The organism is Streptosporangium becharense (genome assembly GCF_014204985.1).
In the GTDB taxonomy this organism is placed as follows: domain Bacteria; phylum Actinomycetota; class Actinomycetes; order Streptosporangiales; family Streptosporangiaceae; genus Streptosporangium; species Streptosporangium becharense.
Genome location: NZ_JACHMP010000001.1, coordinates 3,624,916 through 3,641,088 on the forward strand (window position 1 = coordinate 3,624,916; position 16,173 = coordinate 3,641,088).

17 protein-coding genes are annotated in these 16,173 nt (G+C 71.1%); 6 read left to right on the plus strand and 11 right to left on the minus strand.

Annotation, left to right across the window (positions count from 1 at the left end; genetic code table 11):
• Positions 1-17 precede the first annotated feature (17 nt).
• Positions 18-2,186: a WD40 repeat domain-containing protein gene (locus F4562_RS15700; protein ID WP_184537293.1), complete on the plus strand. Its 2,169-nt coding sequence runs from the start codon at positions 18-20 to the stop codon at positions 2,184-2,186.
• Positions 2,187-2,253: 67 nt separating this feature from the next.
• Here the strand turns inward: F4562_RS15700 and F4562_RS15705 are convergent, their stop codons facing one another.
• The 4 genes from F4562_RS15705 to F4562_RS15720 all read right to left on the minus strand — a co-directional run bounded on the left by F4562_RS15705 (position 2,254) and on the right by F4562_RS15720 (position 4,957).
• On the minus strand, positions 2,254-3,666 hold the full coding sequence (locus tag F4562_RS15705) for an erythromycin esterase family protein (RefSeq protein WP_184537291.1): 1,413 nt from the start codon (positions 3,664-3,666) through the stop codon (positions 2,254-2,256).
• Between the two features lie 280 nt (positions 3,667-3,946).
• Positions 3,947-4,258: a hypothetical protein gene (locus F4562_RS15710; protein WP_184537289.1), complete on the minus strand. Its 312-nt coding sequence runs from the start codon at positions 4,256-4,258 to the stop codon at positions 3,947-3,949.
• A 2-nt stretch (positions 4,259-4,260) separates the two neighbouring features.
• A complete protein-coding gene (locus F4562_RS15715) occupies positions 4,261-4,644 on the minus strand; it encodes a hypothetical protein (protein ID WP_184537287.1) in 384 nt (127 codons plus the stop codon).
• Positions 4,628-4,957 carry a hypothetical protein gene (locus F4562_RS15720; protein ID WP_184537284.1) on the minus strand — a complete coding sequence of 110 codons (330 nt, stop codon included), beginning with the start codon at positions 4,955-4,957 and terminating at the stop codon, positions 4,628-4,630. Before F4562_RS15720 ends, F4562_RS15715 begins: the two co-directional genes overlap by 17 nt.
• Before the next feature lie 418 nt (positions 4,958-5,375).
• On the opposite strand from F4562_RS15720, the gene F4562_RS15725 reads away from it, so the two are divergent.
• Both F4562_RS15725 and F4562_RS15730 read left to right on the plus strand, forming a co-directional pair.
• Positions 5,376-6,602 carry an NsdA family TPR-like regulatory protein gene (locus F4562_RS15725; RefSeq protein WP_184537282.1) on the plus strand — a complete coding sequence of 409 codons (1,227 nt, stop codon included), beginning with the start codon at positions 5,376-5,378 and terminating at the stop codon, positions 6,600-6,602.
• Between the two features lie 19 nt (positions 6,603-6,621).
• Positions 6,622-6,930: a 4a-hydroxytetrahydrobiopterin dehydratase gene (locus tag F4562_RS15730; RefSeq protein WP_184537281.1), complete on the plus strand. Its 309-nt coding sequence runs from the start codon at positions 6,622-6,624 to the stop codon at positions 6,928-6,930.
• Between the two features lie 210 nt (positions 6,931-7,140).
• Here the strand turns inward: F4562_RS15730 and F4562_RS15735 are convergent, their stop codons facing one another.
• The 4 genes from F4562_RS15735 to F4562_RS15750 form a co-directional block, all read right to left on the minus strand.
• Positions 7,141-7,920 (minus strand): endonuclease/exonuclease/phosphatase family protein, encoded by a 780-nt coding sequence (locus tag F4562_RS15735; protein ID WP_221206073.1) that lies wholly within the window; start codon positions 7,918-7,920, stop codon positions 7,141-7,143.
• A 101-nt stretch (positions 7,921-8,021) separates the two neighbouring features.
• Positions 8,022-8,543, minus strand: coding sequence for a COG4315 family predicted lipoprotein (locus F4562_RS15740; protein ID WP_221206071.1), 522 nt, complete (start codon positions 8,541-8,543; stop codon positions 8,022-8,024).
• A gap of 277 nt (positions 8,544-8,820) precedes the next feature.
• Positions 8,821-9,990, minus strand: a complete 1,170-nt coding sequence (locus F4562_RS36340; protein ID WP_184537277.1) for a zinc-dependent alcohol dehydrogenase — start codon at positions 9,988-9,990, stop codon at positions 8,821-8,823.
• The gene (locus F4562_RS15750) at positions 9,987-10,898 is read right to left on the minus strand and encodes an SRPBCC family protein (protein ID WP_221206070.1); all 912 of its coding nucleotides are present in this window, start codon (positions 10,896-10,898) and stop codon (positions 9,987-9,989) included. Before F4562_RS15750 ends, F4562_RS36340 begins: the two co-directional genes overlap by 4 nt.
• Positions 10,899-11,108: 210 nt before the next feature.
• Here F4562_RS15750 and F4562_RS15755 point away from each other — a divergent pair, with 210 nt between their 5' ends.
• Complete coding sequence (locus tag F4562_RS15755; protein WP_184537274.1) at positions 11,109-11,276, plus strand: hypothetical protein; 168 nt, start codon at positions 11,109-11,111, stop codon at positions 11,274-11,276.
• Between the two features lie 25 nt (positions 11,277-11,301).
• On the opposite strand, the gene F4562_RS15760 is transcribed toward F4562_RS15755, so the two are convergent.
• The 3 genes from F4562_RS15760 to F4562_RS15770 form a co-directional block, all read right to left on the minus strand.
• Positions 11,302-11,853 (minus strand): hypothetical protein, encoded by a 552-nt coding sequence (locus tag F4562_RS15760; protein WP_184537272.1) that lies wholly within the window; start codon positions 11,851-11,853, stop codon positions 11,302-11,304.
• 34 nt (positions 11,854-11,887) lie between these two features.
• The gene (locus F4562_RS15765; protein WP_184537270.1) at positions 11,888-13,048 is read right to left on the minus strand and encodes an acyltransferase family protein; all 1,161 of its coding nucleotides are present in this window, start codon (positions 13,046-13,048) and stop codon (positions 11,888-11,890) included.
• A gap of 107 nt (positions 13,049-13,155) precedes the next feature.
• Positions 13,156-13,722 (minus strand): hypothetical protein, encoded by a 567-nt coding sequence (locus F4562_RS15770; RefSeq protein WP_184537268.1) that lies wholly within the window; start codon positions 13,720-13,722, stop codon positions 13,156-13,158.
• A gap of 145 nt (positions 13,723-13,867) precedes the next feature.
• Between F4562_RS15770 and F4562_RS15775 the strand changes: the two genes are divergently transcribed.
• Together F4562_RS15775 and F4562_RS36345 are read left to right on the plus strand one after the other, a co-directional pair.
• Positions 13,868-14,584 carry a response regulator transcription factor gene (locus F4562_RS15775; RefSeq protein WP_184537266.1) on the plus strand — a complete coding sequence of 239 codons (717 nt, stop codon included), beginning with the start codon at positions 13,868-13,870 and terminating at the stop codon, positions 14,582-14,584.
• A complete protein-coding gene (locus F4562_RS36345; protein WP_221206068.1) occupies positions 14,581-16,158 on the plus strand; it encodes a sensor histidine kinase in 1,578 nt (525 codons plus the stop codon). Before F4562_RS15775 ends, F4562_RS36345 begins: the two co-directional genes overlap by 4 nt.
• Positions 16,159-16,173 lie beyond the last annotated feature (15 nt).

The following is a 16,173-nucleotide window of genomic DNA, read 5'->3' on the forward strand; positions in this document are numbered from 1 at the left end:
GACACGGAGGAGCCCCCATGCCGTTCAGGCCACCGACCGGGTGCCCCGCCCCGGACCCCGCGCTCGCCGCCCGCCTCGCCGCGGCCGGCCGGTACGACGAGCTCCACGCCCTCCTGACCGACGTGTCGTGGATCCGCGCGCGCCTGCGCCACGGGCGGTTCGACGACCTGGCGGCCGACTACCGGCACGCGCGCGACACCCTGTCCCCGCACGTCCTGGCCGCCTTGCGGATGTCGGCCCGCGTGGTCACCGCCGATCCCGACCGGGTACGGGTCCAGCTGGTCAACCGGCTCCACCGCCACCCCGATCCCGCCATCGCCGCGTGGGCGTCGCGGAACACCCCCAACGACCTTCCCCGGCCGTGTCTGGCCCCGGTGGGCTTCGCGCTCGTGACCACCACGGAGGATCTGGGGGACACGCTCACCGGCCGCGACCAGTGGACGCGTCGGCCGGTGGCGGTGACGGCGGACGGGCGCCGGGTGGTCAGCGGGGGCTTCTTGACGGTGTGGGTCTGGGATCTCGACACCGGCCGGCAGCACGCCGTGCTTCCCGGCCACGACGACGGGGTGCGGGCGGTGGCGGTGACCCCCGACGGCAGCCACATCGTCAGCGGTGACCACGGCGGCACGGTCCGGGTGTGGGACCTCGACAGCAGGCGGCTGGTGGCCGAGCTGACCGGCCACGACGGTGGGGTGTGGTCGCTGGCGGTGACCTCCGACGGGCGACACGTCATCAGCGGTGACGACAACGGCGTGTTCCGGCTGTGGGACTTCACCACCGGGCAGGTGACCGAGTGGGAGGGCCACGACGGCTGGAGGGTGTGGTCGGTGGCGGCGACCCCCGACGGACGCCACGCCGTCAGCGGTGACGGCGACGGGAGGATCTGGGTGTGGGACCTGGGGACCCGGCGGTGCCGGGCCGTCCTGACCGGCCACGACGACCTGGTGATGTCGGTGGCGGTGACCCCCGACGGACGCCACGTCGTCAGCGGCGGTGACGACGGCACGGTCCGGGTGTGGGACCTGGCCACCGGGCGGTGCCAGGCCGTGCTGACCGGCCACGACGGCGGCGTGCGGGCGGTGGCGGTGACCCCCGACGGACGCCATGCCGTCAGCGGCGGCCGTGACGGCACCGTCCGCGTATGGGACCTGGAGACCCGGCGGCAGCTGACCGTCCTGGCCGGAGGCGACGACGACGTGCTGTCGGTGGCCGTGTCCCCTGACGGACGCGTCGTCAGCGGGGGCAACGGGACCGTCCGGGTCTGGGACCTGCGGACCGGGCGGCAGCAGGCCGTGCTGGCCAGTACCGACGACGAGATGTCGGCGCTGGCGGCGACCCGCGACGGTCGTCGTGCCGTCAGCGGCGGCGGCGACGGCACGGTCCGGGTGTGGGACCTGGAGACCCAGCGGCAACTGGCCGTGCTGACCGGCCACCACTTCGGCGTGCGAACGGTCGCGGTGACCCCCGACGGGCGACGTGCCGTCAGCGGCGACGGCGACGGCACGGTCCGGGTGTGGGACCTGGAGACCCAGCGGCAGCTGGCCGTGCTGACCGGCCACCACTTCGGCGTGCGGGCGATGGCGGTGACCCCCGACGGACGTCGTGCCGTCAGCGGCGACGGCGACGGCACCATCCGCGTGTGGGACCTGGAGACCCGGCGCCTGCACACCACACTCACCGGCCACCACGACTGGGTGACGGCGCTGACGGTGACCCCCGACGGGCGACACGTCATCAGCGGCGGCAGCGACGGCGCCATGTGCGTATGGGACCTGGAGACCCGGCAGCGCCAGACCGTACTGACCGGCCATGACAGCGAGGTGACGTCGGTGGCGGTGACCCCCGACGGTCGTCGTGCCGTCAGCGGCGGCGGCGACGGCACCATCCGCGTGTGGGACCTGGAAACCGGCCGGCAGCACGCCACGTTCACCGGCCACCGGCACTGGGTGCGGACGGTGGCGGTGACCCCCGACGGGCGACACGCCGTCAGCGGCGGCGACCTCGACGGCACCGTCCGCCTGTGGGACCTGGAAACCGGGCAGCGGATCGCGGACTGGGTGGGCGACCAACCGGTCGTGGCGTGCCACGTGCCGACCGGTGAAACGCTCAGGATCGTGGTGGGGCAGCTGAACGGCCGGCCCTACGTCCTCGAACTCCAGGACGCCGCCCCGCCGGGACGGGAGTAGCGACTGCAGCCGCCGCCCCGGCATCACCTTCCAGCGCATCATCGCCTGGAAGGGGCGGGAAGGACCGTCACGGTTTCGGCATGCGGGCCTCCCGGATGTCGTGGAGGTGGATGAGGACATCGAAGGAACGGGCGATCGCGACGTCGTCGAGCGGGTACGGGTACTGCGTGCCGATGTTGCGCGTGGGGCGGGCGACGTTCAGCCAGGCGCGCGCCGCGGCCGGTGCCCTGCGGATGTCGAGGTAGTAGTCCCGGTGACGGACCCTGTCGAGGGTGTGCTCGTTCGTACCGGGCCCGGCCGCGTCCACGGTGAACTTCTTCCAGTCACCGCCGATAGCCGTGTCCTTCGACAGGAAGGAACCCCGGTCGAAGGTGAAGCCGATGGGGAGATACTTCCCCCCCAGTGCGTCGCGCAGGTACGACCCTTGGGTCTTAGGGTACAGCGCGGGATCACTGGCCACGTACCCGACATGGCTGTTCTGCGCCGACACCAGTACCTTCTCGCCGGTACGCCGCTGCCACCAGACGGTGTTGTCGGCCATCACCTGGTCGCGGTAGCGCTGCGCGGCGGGCAGCGCGGCCTTGTCGGTGAAGTCGAAGGCGAGGAACGTGGCCGTCTGGGAGATGGACCGGGCGTTCTGAACCGCGAGCTCGAACTCGTCGTCCGTGCCCTTCTGGCCGTTGATCAGCTTCAGGGCCTCCTGTGCGTTGGCGGCGAGCTTCTGCCGTTCCGCCAGGGGCTTGCCCAGGTAGGCGAACACGTCGTCGATCGGACGCAGACCGGTGTAGAGCTCCGTGACGCGTGGCAGCGACTCCGGGTGATCGCGTCGCACGTAGTCGGTCACGCGGCCGAAGAAGTCGTCGCCCAGCTTGGGGGCGGCGATGTCGTTGCCGATGAAGTGGACCGTGCGGCCGGGGTGGCGGCGGTTGTGGTCCCGCATCCACTCGATGAGGTGCACGAACTCCTCCCGATCCCACGGCGTGCCGGCCAGCGCCTCTTTCGCGATCTTCCGCGCGTCCCCCTTGCCGGTCTGGAGGTAGTCGTCGATCTGGACTCCCGCGGGCCAGCCCAGCTCCAGGGCGAAGGTGGTGAAGCCCTTCTCCTTGACGAGGTGGCGGAAGACCCGCTCCTTCATGGTGAAGAACTCGTGCGAGCCGTGGGTGGCCTCGCCGAGACCGACCACCTTGGCGTCGCCGATCATCGAGCCCAGAGCTCGCAGGTCGACCCTGTTCCCTCCGGGCTCGGTCGAGCGCAGCGGCTGGGCCGCCTGCTCCAGCGCGTGGACCGGATCCTGTCCTCCGCCGGCCTCGCCGACCGGGGCCGCCTGGGCCGCCACGGGGGTGGCCCGGGCCGTCACGAGGCCCGTCTGGGCCGCCACAGGGGCTGCCTGAGCCGCCACGGGGATGAGGAACGCCCCCGCCGCGATCACCGCCGTCACCGGCAGCCCCAGTCGGCTGATGCGTTTGTGCTCCCTGGCCATATCGGTCACCTCTTACGCGCGTATCGCCACTTGATAAAGGGCGGATCTCACGGTGAGATCCGCCCGCTGACGAAGCTACGGCCGCGCTGATACCCCCTCCCATGACGCTGACCAGCGTCTTTCGGGTCAGGTGGGCCGGTGCGGCCGGGTGGGGCGGGCCTTACCCCGACCCGCCGGGGGTGCGCTCTGCCCGTACCTCCCTTCGCGCCGGGTCGGAGCGAGCGGGGTGTGCGGCGCGGCGATACGAAGTCCCCCCGCATCGCCACGGCTCATGGTGTCGTCACTGTCCGGCAGCGAGCCGTTCGGCGAGCCTGCGCGCGACCTCAGGCAGGTCGTCCGCCGAGGCGTGATCGGCGGGTTCTTCCATGTAGGCGGCGCTCCAGCAGAAGACGGTGCCCGCGCGGTCGGTCCACACGGTCAGCGCGTCCCCGATCACCAGGCGCGGCGGCCCCATGTCATATGCGATCTCCGGGTGGATCCGGTGATCGTGGAGTTCGACGCGCAGGCGCCGCAGGGCGGTGGCGGCGGCCGACCAGCGGTCGGTCACCGCCCTCAGCCGGTCACCTGCGGGGGTACCGGGCAGCGGGATCACCGTCAGGTCCTTTCTTCGGCGGATGGAGCTTCGGTGGGTGAAGGCGGCCCCGGGACGTGTTCCTGCCGGCTCGGTAGCCGGCCGCGGGGGCCGGGAACGTGTCCCGGGGCCACGGGGTCCGGCGGGCCCGGATGACCGGCCTCACCGGGAGCGGGCGGCGCGGCGTCTCGGAGCAGGGTCCGCCGGAGGTCGAGGTCCACCTGTCGCATGCGGTTCCACAGCTCGGTCGCGGTGCGTCCATGGACGGTGCGGCAGCGATCCGGCGCGCTGCACTCCCAGGCGTCGAACCGCCTGCGCCAGGGGCTCCACATGACGAACCAGGTGGGGGCGTGCTCCTGCACCTGCTTGGCGACCAGTGCCGCGGTCGCGTCAGCGCGGGATGACATGCTCTGCCATGACCACGTCGGCCGGCGGCGACGGCTCGCCGCCCAGCAGGCCGGCGGCGTCCCTGCCGCGCAGGATGGCGTGGTGCCCGGCGAGCTGCTCGGCGGCCACGGGCAGCGTCAGTGCGGAGCTGAGCACGGGGCTGCCGGAGTCGCCGGGCTCGGGGCCGGTCCACCAGAACTTCTCACCGTCGGTGTAGGCCGGCAGCCCGTAGTGGACGGACAGAATGGCGCGGCCGGAGGCGAGTTCGTGGACGTCGGCCGAGATGCCGTAGACGTCGGCCAGCACGGCGGCGAGTTCCTCAGCACGGCGCACGGACAGCGGGATGGACGGCGCGGCGGCATCCGTCTGGGAAGGGGGAACACCGCCGCACCTGCTCATGGGGGCGTCGCCCGGCCCCGGGGCCGGGCTCACGCCGCGACCTCGTACCGGTGCGAGAGGGTGTGCACCTCGTGGGTGCAGGGGGCGTGACCGCACCATCGGCAGCCGAGCGGCGGCAGTGGGGCACCTGCTCCCCGACGGACGCGGAAAACCCTAACCTTGGCCATGGGTCAGGACCTCGATTCCTGATCAAGGGGCCCGTCCCGGCGTGCGATGCCGTGGCGGGCTCCGACGTTTCCGTGGTTGTGGAGACGTAGCCATCACAACGCGTTAAGCCCGCACACGAACAGGTGACGGTGGGGGAAACTGGGGGAAGGCGTGGTTCCCCAGCCCCGCGAAGAGGTGCATTGCGATGACCGAAGTTCCCCCGTGGGCCGCACGACTGCGAGCCGAACGGCGTGAGCGTGACTGGTCACAGCGCGATCTGGCGCGCGAACTCGTCAAAGCCATCGGCGGAGAGACACGGAGCCGCCTACCCGCGCGCGAAAGCATCATCCGGAACATCAAGAAATGGGAAGCCGGCGAGCACCAACCCAAGGATCCCTACCGCCTGCTGTATTGCCGGGTGTTTGGCCTTGAGGAGGCTGTTCTCTTCGGCCCAGCGGAGCCGCAGGACCGCAATACCGTAGAGACGGACACAAGTACCATCGACCCCACGCCTTATCCGCCTCACCATGGCCCCGTAGCTCCGGAGCTCGTCATGTACTTCCTCGAACAGCTTCCCGGCCACTACAAAGCCGACATGTGGCTCGGTCCTCGCCATCTCATCCCCACCGTTGCGACCCAGGCTCAGCTCATCAAAGAACTTGCTCAAGTGGCCGACGCGCCCGTGCGCCGCGGGCTGCTGGGCGCTGGGGTCGCCTATGCGGCCCTGCTCGGTTGGCTGTATCAGGACGCCGGAGACTTCAACCTAAACCGCTCCAGGCTCTGGCGGAGCCTGGCCCTGGATATGGCCCATCGCTCTCAGGACCCGCAGCTCATCAGCTACGCCCTCACCAACAAGGCGATGCTGGCGGTCGACTTGGAGGACGGGCGTACGGTTGTCGATTACGCCGAGGCGGCCCTGACCGGCGAGAGCAAGTTGTGTCCGAAGGTGCGGATCCTCGCTCTGGTCCACCAAGCGCATGGCCATTCGATGCTGCCGGCGCAGAATAGGGATCTGGTCGACCGGCTTCTGGATCAGGCCGCCGATCTTGTGGATCGTGTCGATGACGAACATCCGTGGGGCAATGCCTGCCGCCGGACTCTCGGATACATCGACGTCCAGCGGGCGACTGCGTACCTCCGGCTGGGTGCCTACCGTGAGGCCATCGCACTGTGGGATCGGATTCTCGGCACCGCGCCGGAATCGGCGCGACGCGACAATGGAGTGTTCTGGGCGCGCCAGGCAAGTGCTCTGGCTGCTCTCCCCGAACCTGAGCGGGTCGTCCAGATCGCGTCAGCTACCGCCTCGATCGTCGAAGGCACCGGATCGGTGAGGCTGCGTCAGGAGCTCAAGGCCATTCCGCGACGAGCAACGGCCTGGGTGGGTACCGCGTCCGGTCGGGAGTTAACTGAGATCATCTCCCAGTTCGCCTGACCCGCCACCGGAGATGCCGATGATCCCTCAGCCGTTATCCGAAGAAGAGATCGCCACTCAGTTGGCCGGACTACCGGGATGGGAACGCGAGGGCCACACCCTTGCCCGCACGTTCAAGCAGACCTACCACGAGTGCGTGCACATGGCGATGTACGTCGCTGCCAAGGCTCGAGAGGTCGGCCACCATCCCGATGTTCACATCACCTGGCAGCGGATCCGCTTCGTGATCACCACTCATGACGCCGGGAACCGTCTCACGATCAAGGATTTCGAGCTTGCACATCACATTGATGCGATCGCTGCAGGTCACGACGCCGAAGCAGTTTAGGTGTGCAGCGGATCGGTGATCAGTCAGCGGCAGGTCATCGTCCGAAACCGGGCCCGCCGCTCGTTCGCCACCCGGCGCAGCGGTTCCGCCGGCCGGGCTTCCCCGTCCCGGGTGACATGGTCAGCGGTCGGGAGCGATGCGCCTTGCCGTTGCCGCGGCGCCTCGGCTTCGTCCTTCGTGACGGCGCACGACCGGCCGCCGGGCCCGGCGCTACTCCACGACGGCGACGACCGGCTGGTGGTCCGAGACCGTGCCGACGTCGACCACGTCGGCCCAGGCGAGTCTGGCGGCGAGCGGCGGTGAGAGGAGCACGTAGTCCGTACGCGTGTCGACCCGCACGCCGTTCCGCTCGCGCGGCGTGGTGGCCCAGTGCGGTGAGCGTGGCGCGGCCCGCAGGGCGTCGGCCCAGCCGGCCTCGTGCAGGCGGTCCATCACGTCGAGCCGGGGCGGGCTGCCGAACTTGCCGATGCCGGCCGCGATGAGCCGGTCGCCCAGGTCGGCGGGGTAGGGGTCGTCCCGGGAGAGCGCGTTGAGGTCACCGAGCAGCACGCAGTCGCGCTCGGCGAGCGTCTCCGGGGGGACGACGCGGAGGATCTCGTCCACCTCGGTCAGCCGTGCCCCCTCGTCCTTCCAGACGAGATGCGTGCCGAGGACGAGCAGCGGCGGGCCGTCTCCGGCGGTCGCCACCTCGGCCTCCACGAGGCAGTGGGCCATCCATGGCGGCGTGTGCACCCGGCGGCTCAGGATCCGCGGCCGGGACACCAGGCAGACGTTGTACCGCTTGCCGCTCCCCCGCCGGTTGGCGAGCCCCATGATCAGATGGTCGTCGTCGGCGGGCACCCCGAGCGCCTCGGCCAGGGCGTGGAGCCTCTCCCCGTCCTCCCAGCCGACGCACTCCTGGAGCACGAGCAGGTCGGGCCGTTCCGCCGCGACGACCTCGCGTATCCGATCGAACCGGTCCTCGCCACCGTTGAGTACGTTGAACGTCATCATCTTCATCGTGGGGACGAGCCTAGATGGTGATCCCACCGACCGGCGGAGGCGCCCGGTCGGCGGGTCCGGCGGGATGTCCGGCCGCCGGGCCGGAGGGCTCAGCCCCGCGCCTTCTTGCCGTCCGCGGTCACCGCGTACCACTCGGCGCCGAAGCCCTCGACGTCGTGGCCCGTGACGTCACCGGCCTTGGTGTCCTTGGCGTAGTAGTACAGCGGGTGACGGTTGTAGGTCACCTGCGTCGTGCCGTCCTCCCGCTCGGTGGTGCCGAGCAGGTCCTCCTTGACGCCCTCACCCGCCTCGGGCTTGCCGTCCGTGACGTACGGCGGCCACACCGCCGCGCAGTCACCGGAACACGCGGACTTCCCGCCCTTGTCCTTCTCGAAGAGGTACAGCGTGCGGCCGTCCGCCCCCACCAGGACCTTTCCGACGCTCGTCTCCCCCAGGCCCACCATGGCCTCGGCCGCCGCCGTCGGCGACGCGGTGGGACTCTCGTACGAGGTGGGTGAGGCGCCGACCCGGTCGGCGGTGACCGGCCCGGTCGATCCCGGCTGCTGTTCGCCCCCGCAACCGGCCGCGAACAGGCCGAGCGCGAGCACACCGACGTGGAGCGACTTTCTCATCTCCGACCTCCAGAAAGCAGGGATGACACTCCCGCACAGGAGACACGCCCCCGTGCCCGGCGGTCATCCCGACACGGGCGGGTTGGAGATGCCTTTACCGCCCCGGGACCGGGCTCCGACCGGATTCCGACCGGCCGCCGGTCATCGGTCGCCGTTCACCGGCTGATGACCGGCGACCGGTGAGACACGGCGGCCGGGGAGCCGGGGCAATCAGTGCAATCAGGACAACCGGGAAGCCGCGACGGCCGGTCCGGTGGTCCAAGGTGCCACCGCGCGATCACGGGATCAGGACGACCTTGTTGCAGTCGTCCTCCTTGTTCTTGAACATCTCGTAGGCGCGCGGGGCGTCGTCCAGCGTCATGCGGTGGCTGACCACGAAGCTGGGGTCGATCTCTCCGTTGCGGATCCTGCCGAGCAGGGGCTTCAGGTACCGCTGGACGTGGCACTGGCCGGCCCGCAGCGTCAGCGACCGGTTCATCAGCGCACCCATCGGGAACTTGTCGAGCAGGCCGCCGTAGACGCCGATCACCGAGACGACCCCGCCGTTGCGGCAGGCCATGATCGCCTCACGCAGGGCGTGCGGACGCTCGGTCTCCATCCGGGTCGCCTGCTTGACCCGGTCGTAGGCGTGCACGGCGGTGGTGGGGTGGTGCGCCTCCATGCCCACGGCGTCGATGCACGCGTCCGGACCGCGACCGGCGGTCATGTCCCGCAGCGCGTCGAGGACGTCGGCCTCCTCGTAGTTCAGCGTCTCCGCCCCCACCCGCGCGGCGTATCCCAGCCGGTACGGGAAGCGGTCGATGCAGATGACCCGTTCCGCTCCCAGCAGGAGTGCGCTGACGACGGCGAACTGGCCGACCGGCCCCGCCCCCCAGACCGCGACGACGTCGCCGGGTTTGATGTCGCACATCTCCGCACCCATCCAGCCGGTGGGCAGGATGTCGGAGAGGAACAGCACCTTCTCGTCCGGCAGGTCGTCCTCGATCTTGATCGGTCCCACGTCGGCGAAGGGCACCCGCGCGTACTCCGCCTGACCGCCCGGGTAGCCGCCGAGCATGTGCGAGTAGCCGAAGATGCCGGCCGGCGAGTGGCCCATGAACTTCTCGGCCAGCCCCGCGTTGGGGTTGGAGTTCTCGCACACCGAGTACATGCCGTGCGCGCAGGCGCCGCAGTCGCCGCAGGCGATCGGGAAGGGGACGACCACCCGGTCGCCGGCCCGCAGGGACGTCACCTTGGGGCCCACCTCCACGACCTCTCCCATGAACTCGTGGCCGATGACGTCGCCCTTCTTCATCGTGGGGACGTAACCGTCGTACAGGTGGAGGTCGGAGCCGCAGACGGCCGTCGAGGTGATGCGGACGACGGCGTCGCGGGCGTTCAGGATCGCGGGGTCGGGGACCTCCCGGACCTCGACCGTGTTCCGGCCCATCCAGCAGTTGGCCTTCACGGGAACCCCCTCATCACGGGTTGGGCGGGACGCTGTGTGACCTGCCGGAACGCGCGGGTGCCCTCCGGACTGCCCTCGGAGCGGACCACCTCACCGGTCTCCACGATCTGCTTGAACCGGCGCAGGTCGTCCCGTACCTGCTGCTCCGGGTGCTCGCCCAGCAGCCTGGCGACGGCGAGGCCGATCCTGCCGCCGGGGACGTCGTAGCGGAGTTCCACCCGCACCTCGGTGCCACGCCCGCCCGGAGCGTCGGCGAACCGTACGAGGCCGCCGCTGCCGACGGTGGAACCCGGCAGGGAGCGCCAGGCGAGCATCTCGCCCGGCCGGTCCTCGACGATCTCCGCGTCCCACTCGACGGTCAGGTTCGCCGGCGCCTTCACCCTCCAGCGCGAGTGCCCGTCGCCGGTCACCCGCACCGACTCCAGGTGGATCATGAAGCGGGGCAGGTTCTCGATGTCGCGCCAGTACCGGTAGACCTCCTGCCGGGGACGGTTGACCGTGATGGACGCGTACAGGTTCCCGGCGCGCTCGTCCGGCCCGCCCACGCCACGCCGGCTCGCGCGAAGGGCCGTCCACAGGTCGGCGGCCGCGATGCCGGCCACCGCCCCCGTGACGGCGACGACGCGCAGGCGCCGCCGGCCGGCGCGTGTGGCGACCGCCCGGCCGAGCATCGTCAGATCCAGGATGTCGCCCGCGACGCGCGTCCACACCCACGGAGCGGGGACGCGGCTGCCCAGCAGGAGCATCGCGTGGAAGAGCTCACGTGCCCCCACCAGCACCACCGTGCCGCGGACCGGGGCCGAGTCGCCGATGCCGGCGAGCCGGCCGACGGCCCCCGGCGCGGCGACCTGCGCCGCACCCAGGCCGAGGCTGGCCCAGCCCAGCGCGCGGGCGAGACGGTTCGTCATGCCATCGTGTTCTTCGCTCATATGGACCTCCGAGTACCCCAGGCCGTACCCGTATGTCCCGTTATGACACTAGTTACCGATATGCGCTCTATAGCATGCTTTCTGGGTGCGCGGCGGAATCCAGTCACAGCCGGGTGCCGGAACACGGTTCCAGACCGGCACCACAGGGCAGGTATTGCTGCTGATCACCCACTGCGAAGGGATCTCGGCATGACGCAGACCCAGCCGCCCACGTGCAGGACATGTGGAGCCATGGTGGAGCACCCCGGACGTCACCGTGAATGGCATGAGGCCCTCGAACGCCTGATGCCGGACCTGAGGGCCGAGCTGGAGAGGACACAGGGGGCCGAGCTTCCCGGCGAGGGTTTCACCTTCTGACCCGCCCACACCCCCCGGGGCGGCGTCACTCCCTGACGAGCTCCTCGACCCGGACGGCCACCCCGCCTCTCAGCGTCACCTTGGCGTACGGCGCCTTACCCGCTCTGAGCGCCTTCTCCAGCTGCGCCACGGTGCACTTGTGCGGAACCTTGCCCTTGTCGCAGATCGTCCCCTGGACGTCCAGCACCGGCGCGTCCCGGTTGAGCATGACCGGCTGGGCGTCGCCCCCGTCGAGCTGGACCGTGATCCAGCCCGGCTCCGTCAGCGTCGCGCTGAGCGTTCCGACCAGCTGGACGGCGGGCCCCGTGTCCCCGGCCCCGTCCCCCTCTCCGGACGCCCCCGCTGTGGGGTCCGCGGGCACGGTCGAGGGGGTGACGGCCGGGGCCGCGGTCTCCGTCTCGGTCGCGCTCTCCGAAACCGTCGGAGCGGCCGGGGCCGGCGGGGCCGTGACGGTCGCCGAGGACGCGGCGGCGGTCGGGGTCGCGGCGGACGAACCGCCCTCTCCCGAGCAGCCGGAGACGCCGGCGGCGAACGCGGCCACCAGGAGGACGTGCGCTGCCTTCAATGATCTACCCATAAGCCGCACCATCCCATGGAGGCGGGCGTAACGGTTAACCCACCGCCGACCGGTCGTGCGACCCGCCCAGCGTGGGTTCCGCCGCGGAGCGCCTGACCAGCCGGCGGCCGAGGCGCTGGGCGGGGAGCTCGACCAGACGGTGGGTCAGGTGACTGAGCGGCACCAGGACGAGGAGGAGCAGCGGCAGGTTCGGGCTCACCCGCAGCAGGAGGGGGTGCAGCAGGTAGAGGGAGAAGCTGATCACCCCGAGGTGGGCGAGCCACCGGGGGAACGACCGGCGCCGCAGCGCGAACGCGGTCGCGAAGAAACCCGCGGCCAGCAGGACCGCTGGTCCCCAGCCGGGGTCGTCCTTGGCGAACACCCCGCAGGCCAGGACCGTCAGCACGGCGGCGACGGCGGTACGCCACCGGATCGTCCCCTGTTCGGCGCGGTACACGGCCGTACCGGCGAACATGGTGGCCAGGATGATCAGCCCCTGCCACGCGCCGATCCGGCTGCCCAGGACGACCAGTGCCAGACCGAGGAGACCACCGGTCACCGCGGCGACCGTGCGCACCCGGCCACCCGCCCGCGCCGACACCACGACGACCACGACGGCCGCGACACCGAGGACCGCGGCGACCAGGTCCGCGCGGCCCCCGATGACCGCACGCGGGAGCAGGAACCCGGCAGGCACGGACGACAACGCCAGGACCACCGCGACCCCCGCCGACCGGTGCGCCTGCCGCACGGCGAACAACCCGACCGCCAGCAGGTAGAACGCCATCTCGTAGGAGAGCGTCCACATCACGTCGATGACGGCGGGCACCCCGAGCAGTTCCTGCAGCATCGTCACGTTGCCGAGTGCGACGAGCGGCGCCGGGCGCAGGCCCAGGCCCGGGTGGAGGTCGAACACGCCACCGTAAGCGAGGAGGAACGCCAGGCCGACCGCGGTGAGCAACAGGGGGAGCAGCCGGAAGGCCCGGCCGGCCCAGAAAGCCCGCAGATCACCGCGTCGTTCCAGGGATGCGGGGATGATGTAGCCGCTGACCAGGAAGAACACGAAGACGCCCCAGGTACCGACGTCGATCCTGCGGTCCACCTCCGCCCAGACCCCCGGGAGGAAGGTCCAGCCGGAGTGGTGCAGTACGACGGCCAGCGCGGCGGGTCCCCGCAGGGCGTCCAACCAGGCCAGGCGGGAAGAGGTGGGGGACATTCGCCCGACTTTATGGGATAAGCCCAGCTCCCCGGACCGGGCACCGTCACACGGGTACGGGAAACCCGGAACGCGGGCCCCGGGTCACGGGCACGGGCACGGGGTGCTCAGAACGATATCTCGGGACTGTCGCACGGGTACGGGCTGTCGATCGGCGCCGTCGGCCGTCCCGTCGCCGGATCCACAGCGATCACCAGTTCGCCCGCTCTCAGGTGCGCGGAGTCGGCCCAGGTCATCTCTGGCGGCCCTCCCGAGTCAGTGTTGACGCAGGCCAGAGTCCGCTCGCGGGTCAGCAGGCCCTCGTCCCCGCGCATGACGATCATCCAGATGTGCGGCCCGGCGAAGTCGTTGCGCAGCAGCAGCCCCGCCTCCACCCCGGTGTTCGCCGGATTGGGCAGGTGTTCGTACTCGCCGAAGGAGGAGAAGTGGATGTACACGATCCCGGCCATCCACCCCAGCACGAGAACGACGGCTGCGGCGGCCCGGCGCAGACGCGTCGTGAAGACGCACCATCCGGCACCGACGACCAGGGCCACGGCCACGGTTCCCAGCTGGATGGGCCGGTCGAACACCACGTAGTCCCCGGCGGCGCCGAACACGGCCACCGCCACCACCAGGAGCGCCAGCAGGACCAGAACGGCCGCCGTCGTACGCGCACGCGAGTCTGTCCGCATGGCCGCACGCTAGGCGGCCCGCTTGGAACGGGGTGGGACCGGGCCCGGGGAAAGGTCAACTGGCCTGGGTGTTTCTTCTGGTTTTCTTATTCGGATCAGGCGGCTGCCATGCATGTGTCCGGACAAGCTGGAACCGGAGGGGTGGATGCGGATTCTGGTGGTGGACGACGACGCGGCGGTGCGGGATTCGCTGGCGCGCACGTTGCGGTTCGAGGGGCACGAGGTGGAGATCGCCGGAGACGGGCAGGCGGCGCTGGACGCCGTCCGGGCACGGGAACCCGACGCGATGATCCTCGATGTGAGCATGCCGCGGCTGGACGGTCTGCAGACATGCCGGCAGTTGCGTGCCGACGGAGTGTTCGTACCGGTGTTGATGCTCACGGCACGCGACAGCGTCGGCGACCGGGTGGCCGGGCTGGACGCGGGCGCCGACGACTACCTGGTCAAACCGTTCGCGCTGCAGGAGCTGCTGGCCCGGTTGCGGGCGCTGCTGCGCCGCTCCCTGCTGGCGCCGCTGCCCGGCTCGGCACCCGTCGCGGAGCCCGCCACCGGGGAGAAACTACTCGCCTTCGCGGACCTGCGTCTCGACACGCGCACCCGCGAGGTGTGGCGGGGCGACCGGCCGCTGCGGCTGACCCGTACGGAGTTCGCCATCCTGGAGGTCTTCCTGCGGCATCCGCGGCAGGTGCTGACGCGGGCGGTGCTGTTCGAGCAGGTGTGGGGATACGACTTCGGCGAGACCTCCAACAGCGTGCACGTCTACCTCGGTTATCTACGCCGCAAGCTGGAGGCCGAAGGCGAGCCGCGGCTGCTGCACACCGTTCGCGGTGTGGGGTTCGCACTGCGTGAGGACCCCCTGTGAGCGTCCCCGGCACCCCGCGTCCCGCGGCGGACGAGCACTCCACAGCGGACAGCCCTCCTGCGACGGACAGGCGCCCCGCGGTGGTGCGGTGGTGGCGGCGGCACACCCTGCGCGCCCGGCTCACACTGCTGGTCACCGCCGCCGTGGCCGTCGGGATGGTCGCCGTCAGCGTGTTCGCCTGGGTCACCGTCCGCCGCGACACGCACCGCATGATCATGATTCAGTTGGAGACCGGTGCGCGCACGATCGCCGCGCAACCGCAGCTGTGGAGCACGGCGCCGGTGCCGCCGCACGCCGCCCGTCCCGGCGACGACCGGCCCCGGACGGACGGTGGCCGCCGCCGGCCGGAGGGCCTGGGACCGCGCTGGCAGCTCCTGGACCGGACCGCGACCGTTGTCAGCGACGCCGCCGGCCCGCTGCCGGTCACCGCCGGAGCCCGCCGGGTCGCCACCGGTCAGTCCGCGCGTCACCAGGAGCAGGTCGTCATCGGCCGTGACCACTACCAGATGCTGAGCGTTCCGGCTGCGGGCGGCGGCGCCGTGCAGATCGCCCTCGACGTCGAGGACATGACGCGCACCATGACCCGGTTCAGCCTCCTGCTGGTCCTCGCCTGCGCCGTCGGCGTCGCCGGCGCGGCGCTGCTGGGACGGGCTGTGGCCAGGGCGGGTCTGGCACCCGTCGGGCAGTTGACCGAGACGGTCGAACACCTGACCGTCACCATGAACCTCGGCGAGGCGATCCCGGTCAGCGGAGACGACGAGGTGGCCCGGCTGGCCCGGTCGGTGAACACGCTGCTGGCGGCCATCGACGAGGCCCGGCGGGCACAACGTGCCCTCGTCGAGGACGCCGGCCACGAGCTGCGCACCCCGTTGACCAGCATCCGCACCAACGTCGAACTGCTTCTCGCCGTCGAGCGGCAACCCGAGCTGGCTCACCGGCTGCCGCCGGAGGAACGCGCCAAACTGCTGTGCGACCTGGAGGCACAGGTCAGGGAGCTGGCCACCCTGACCACTGAGCTGGTCGAGCTGGCCCGGGAGGAGACCACCCGCGAGGCGCCGGAACCGGTGGACCTGGCCGACGTGGTGAACGCGGCGATCAGCCGGGTCCGGATGCGTGCCCCAGGACTGCGGTTCACGACGGATCTGCAGCCGGTCCGCGTGCGGGGCCGCCCGGGCGAGCTGGAACGCATGGTGCTCAACGTGCTGGACAACGCCGCCAAGTGGAGCCCGCCGGACGCCACCGTGCGCACCGTCCTGGGCCCTGACGAAGCCACCGGCATCCGGTTGACCATCACCGACGAAGGGCCCGGCATCGACCCGGCCGACCTGCCCCACGTCTTCGACCGGTTCTACCGCGCACAGGCGGCCCGATCGATGCCGGGCTCCGGGCTCGGGCTGGCCATCGTCGCGCAGACCGCGGCCCAGCACGGCGGCGACGTCACCGCCGAACCGCACCACCCTCACGGCACGCGAGTCACCATCCGCCTGCCCCGCCTGGGAGATCCGGGACCGTCCCCGGCGGTGACCGCGCACCCGGGACAAGGTGCGCAGAGCCGTCTCTCATCGAATTCTTAACGACAGACACCGTCG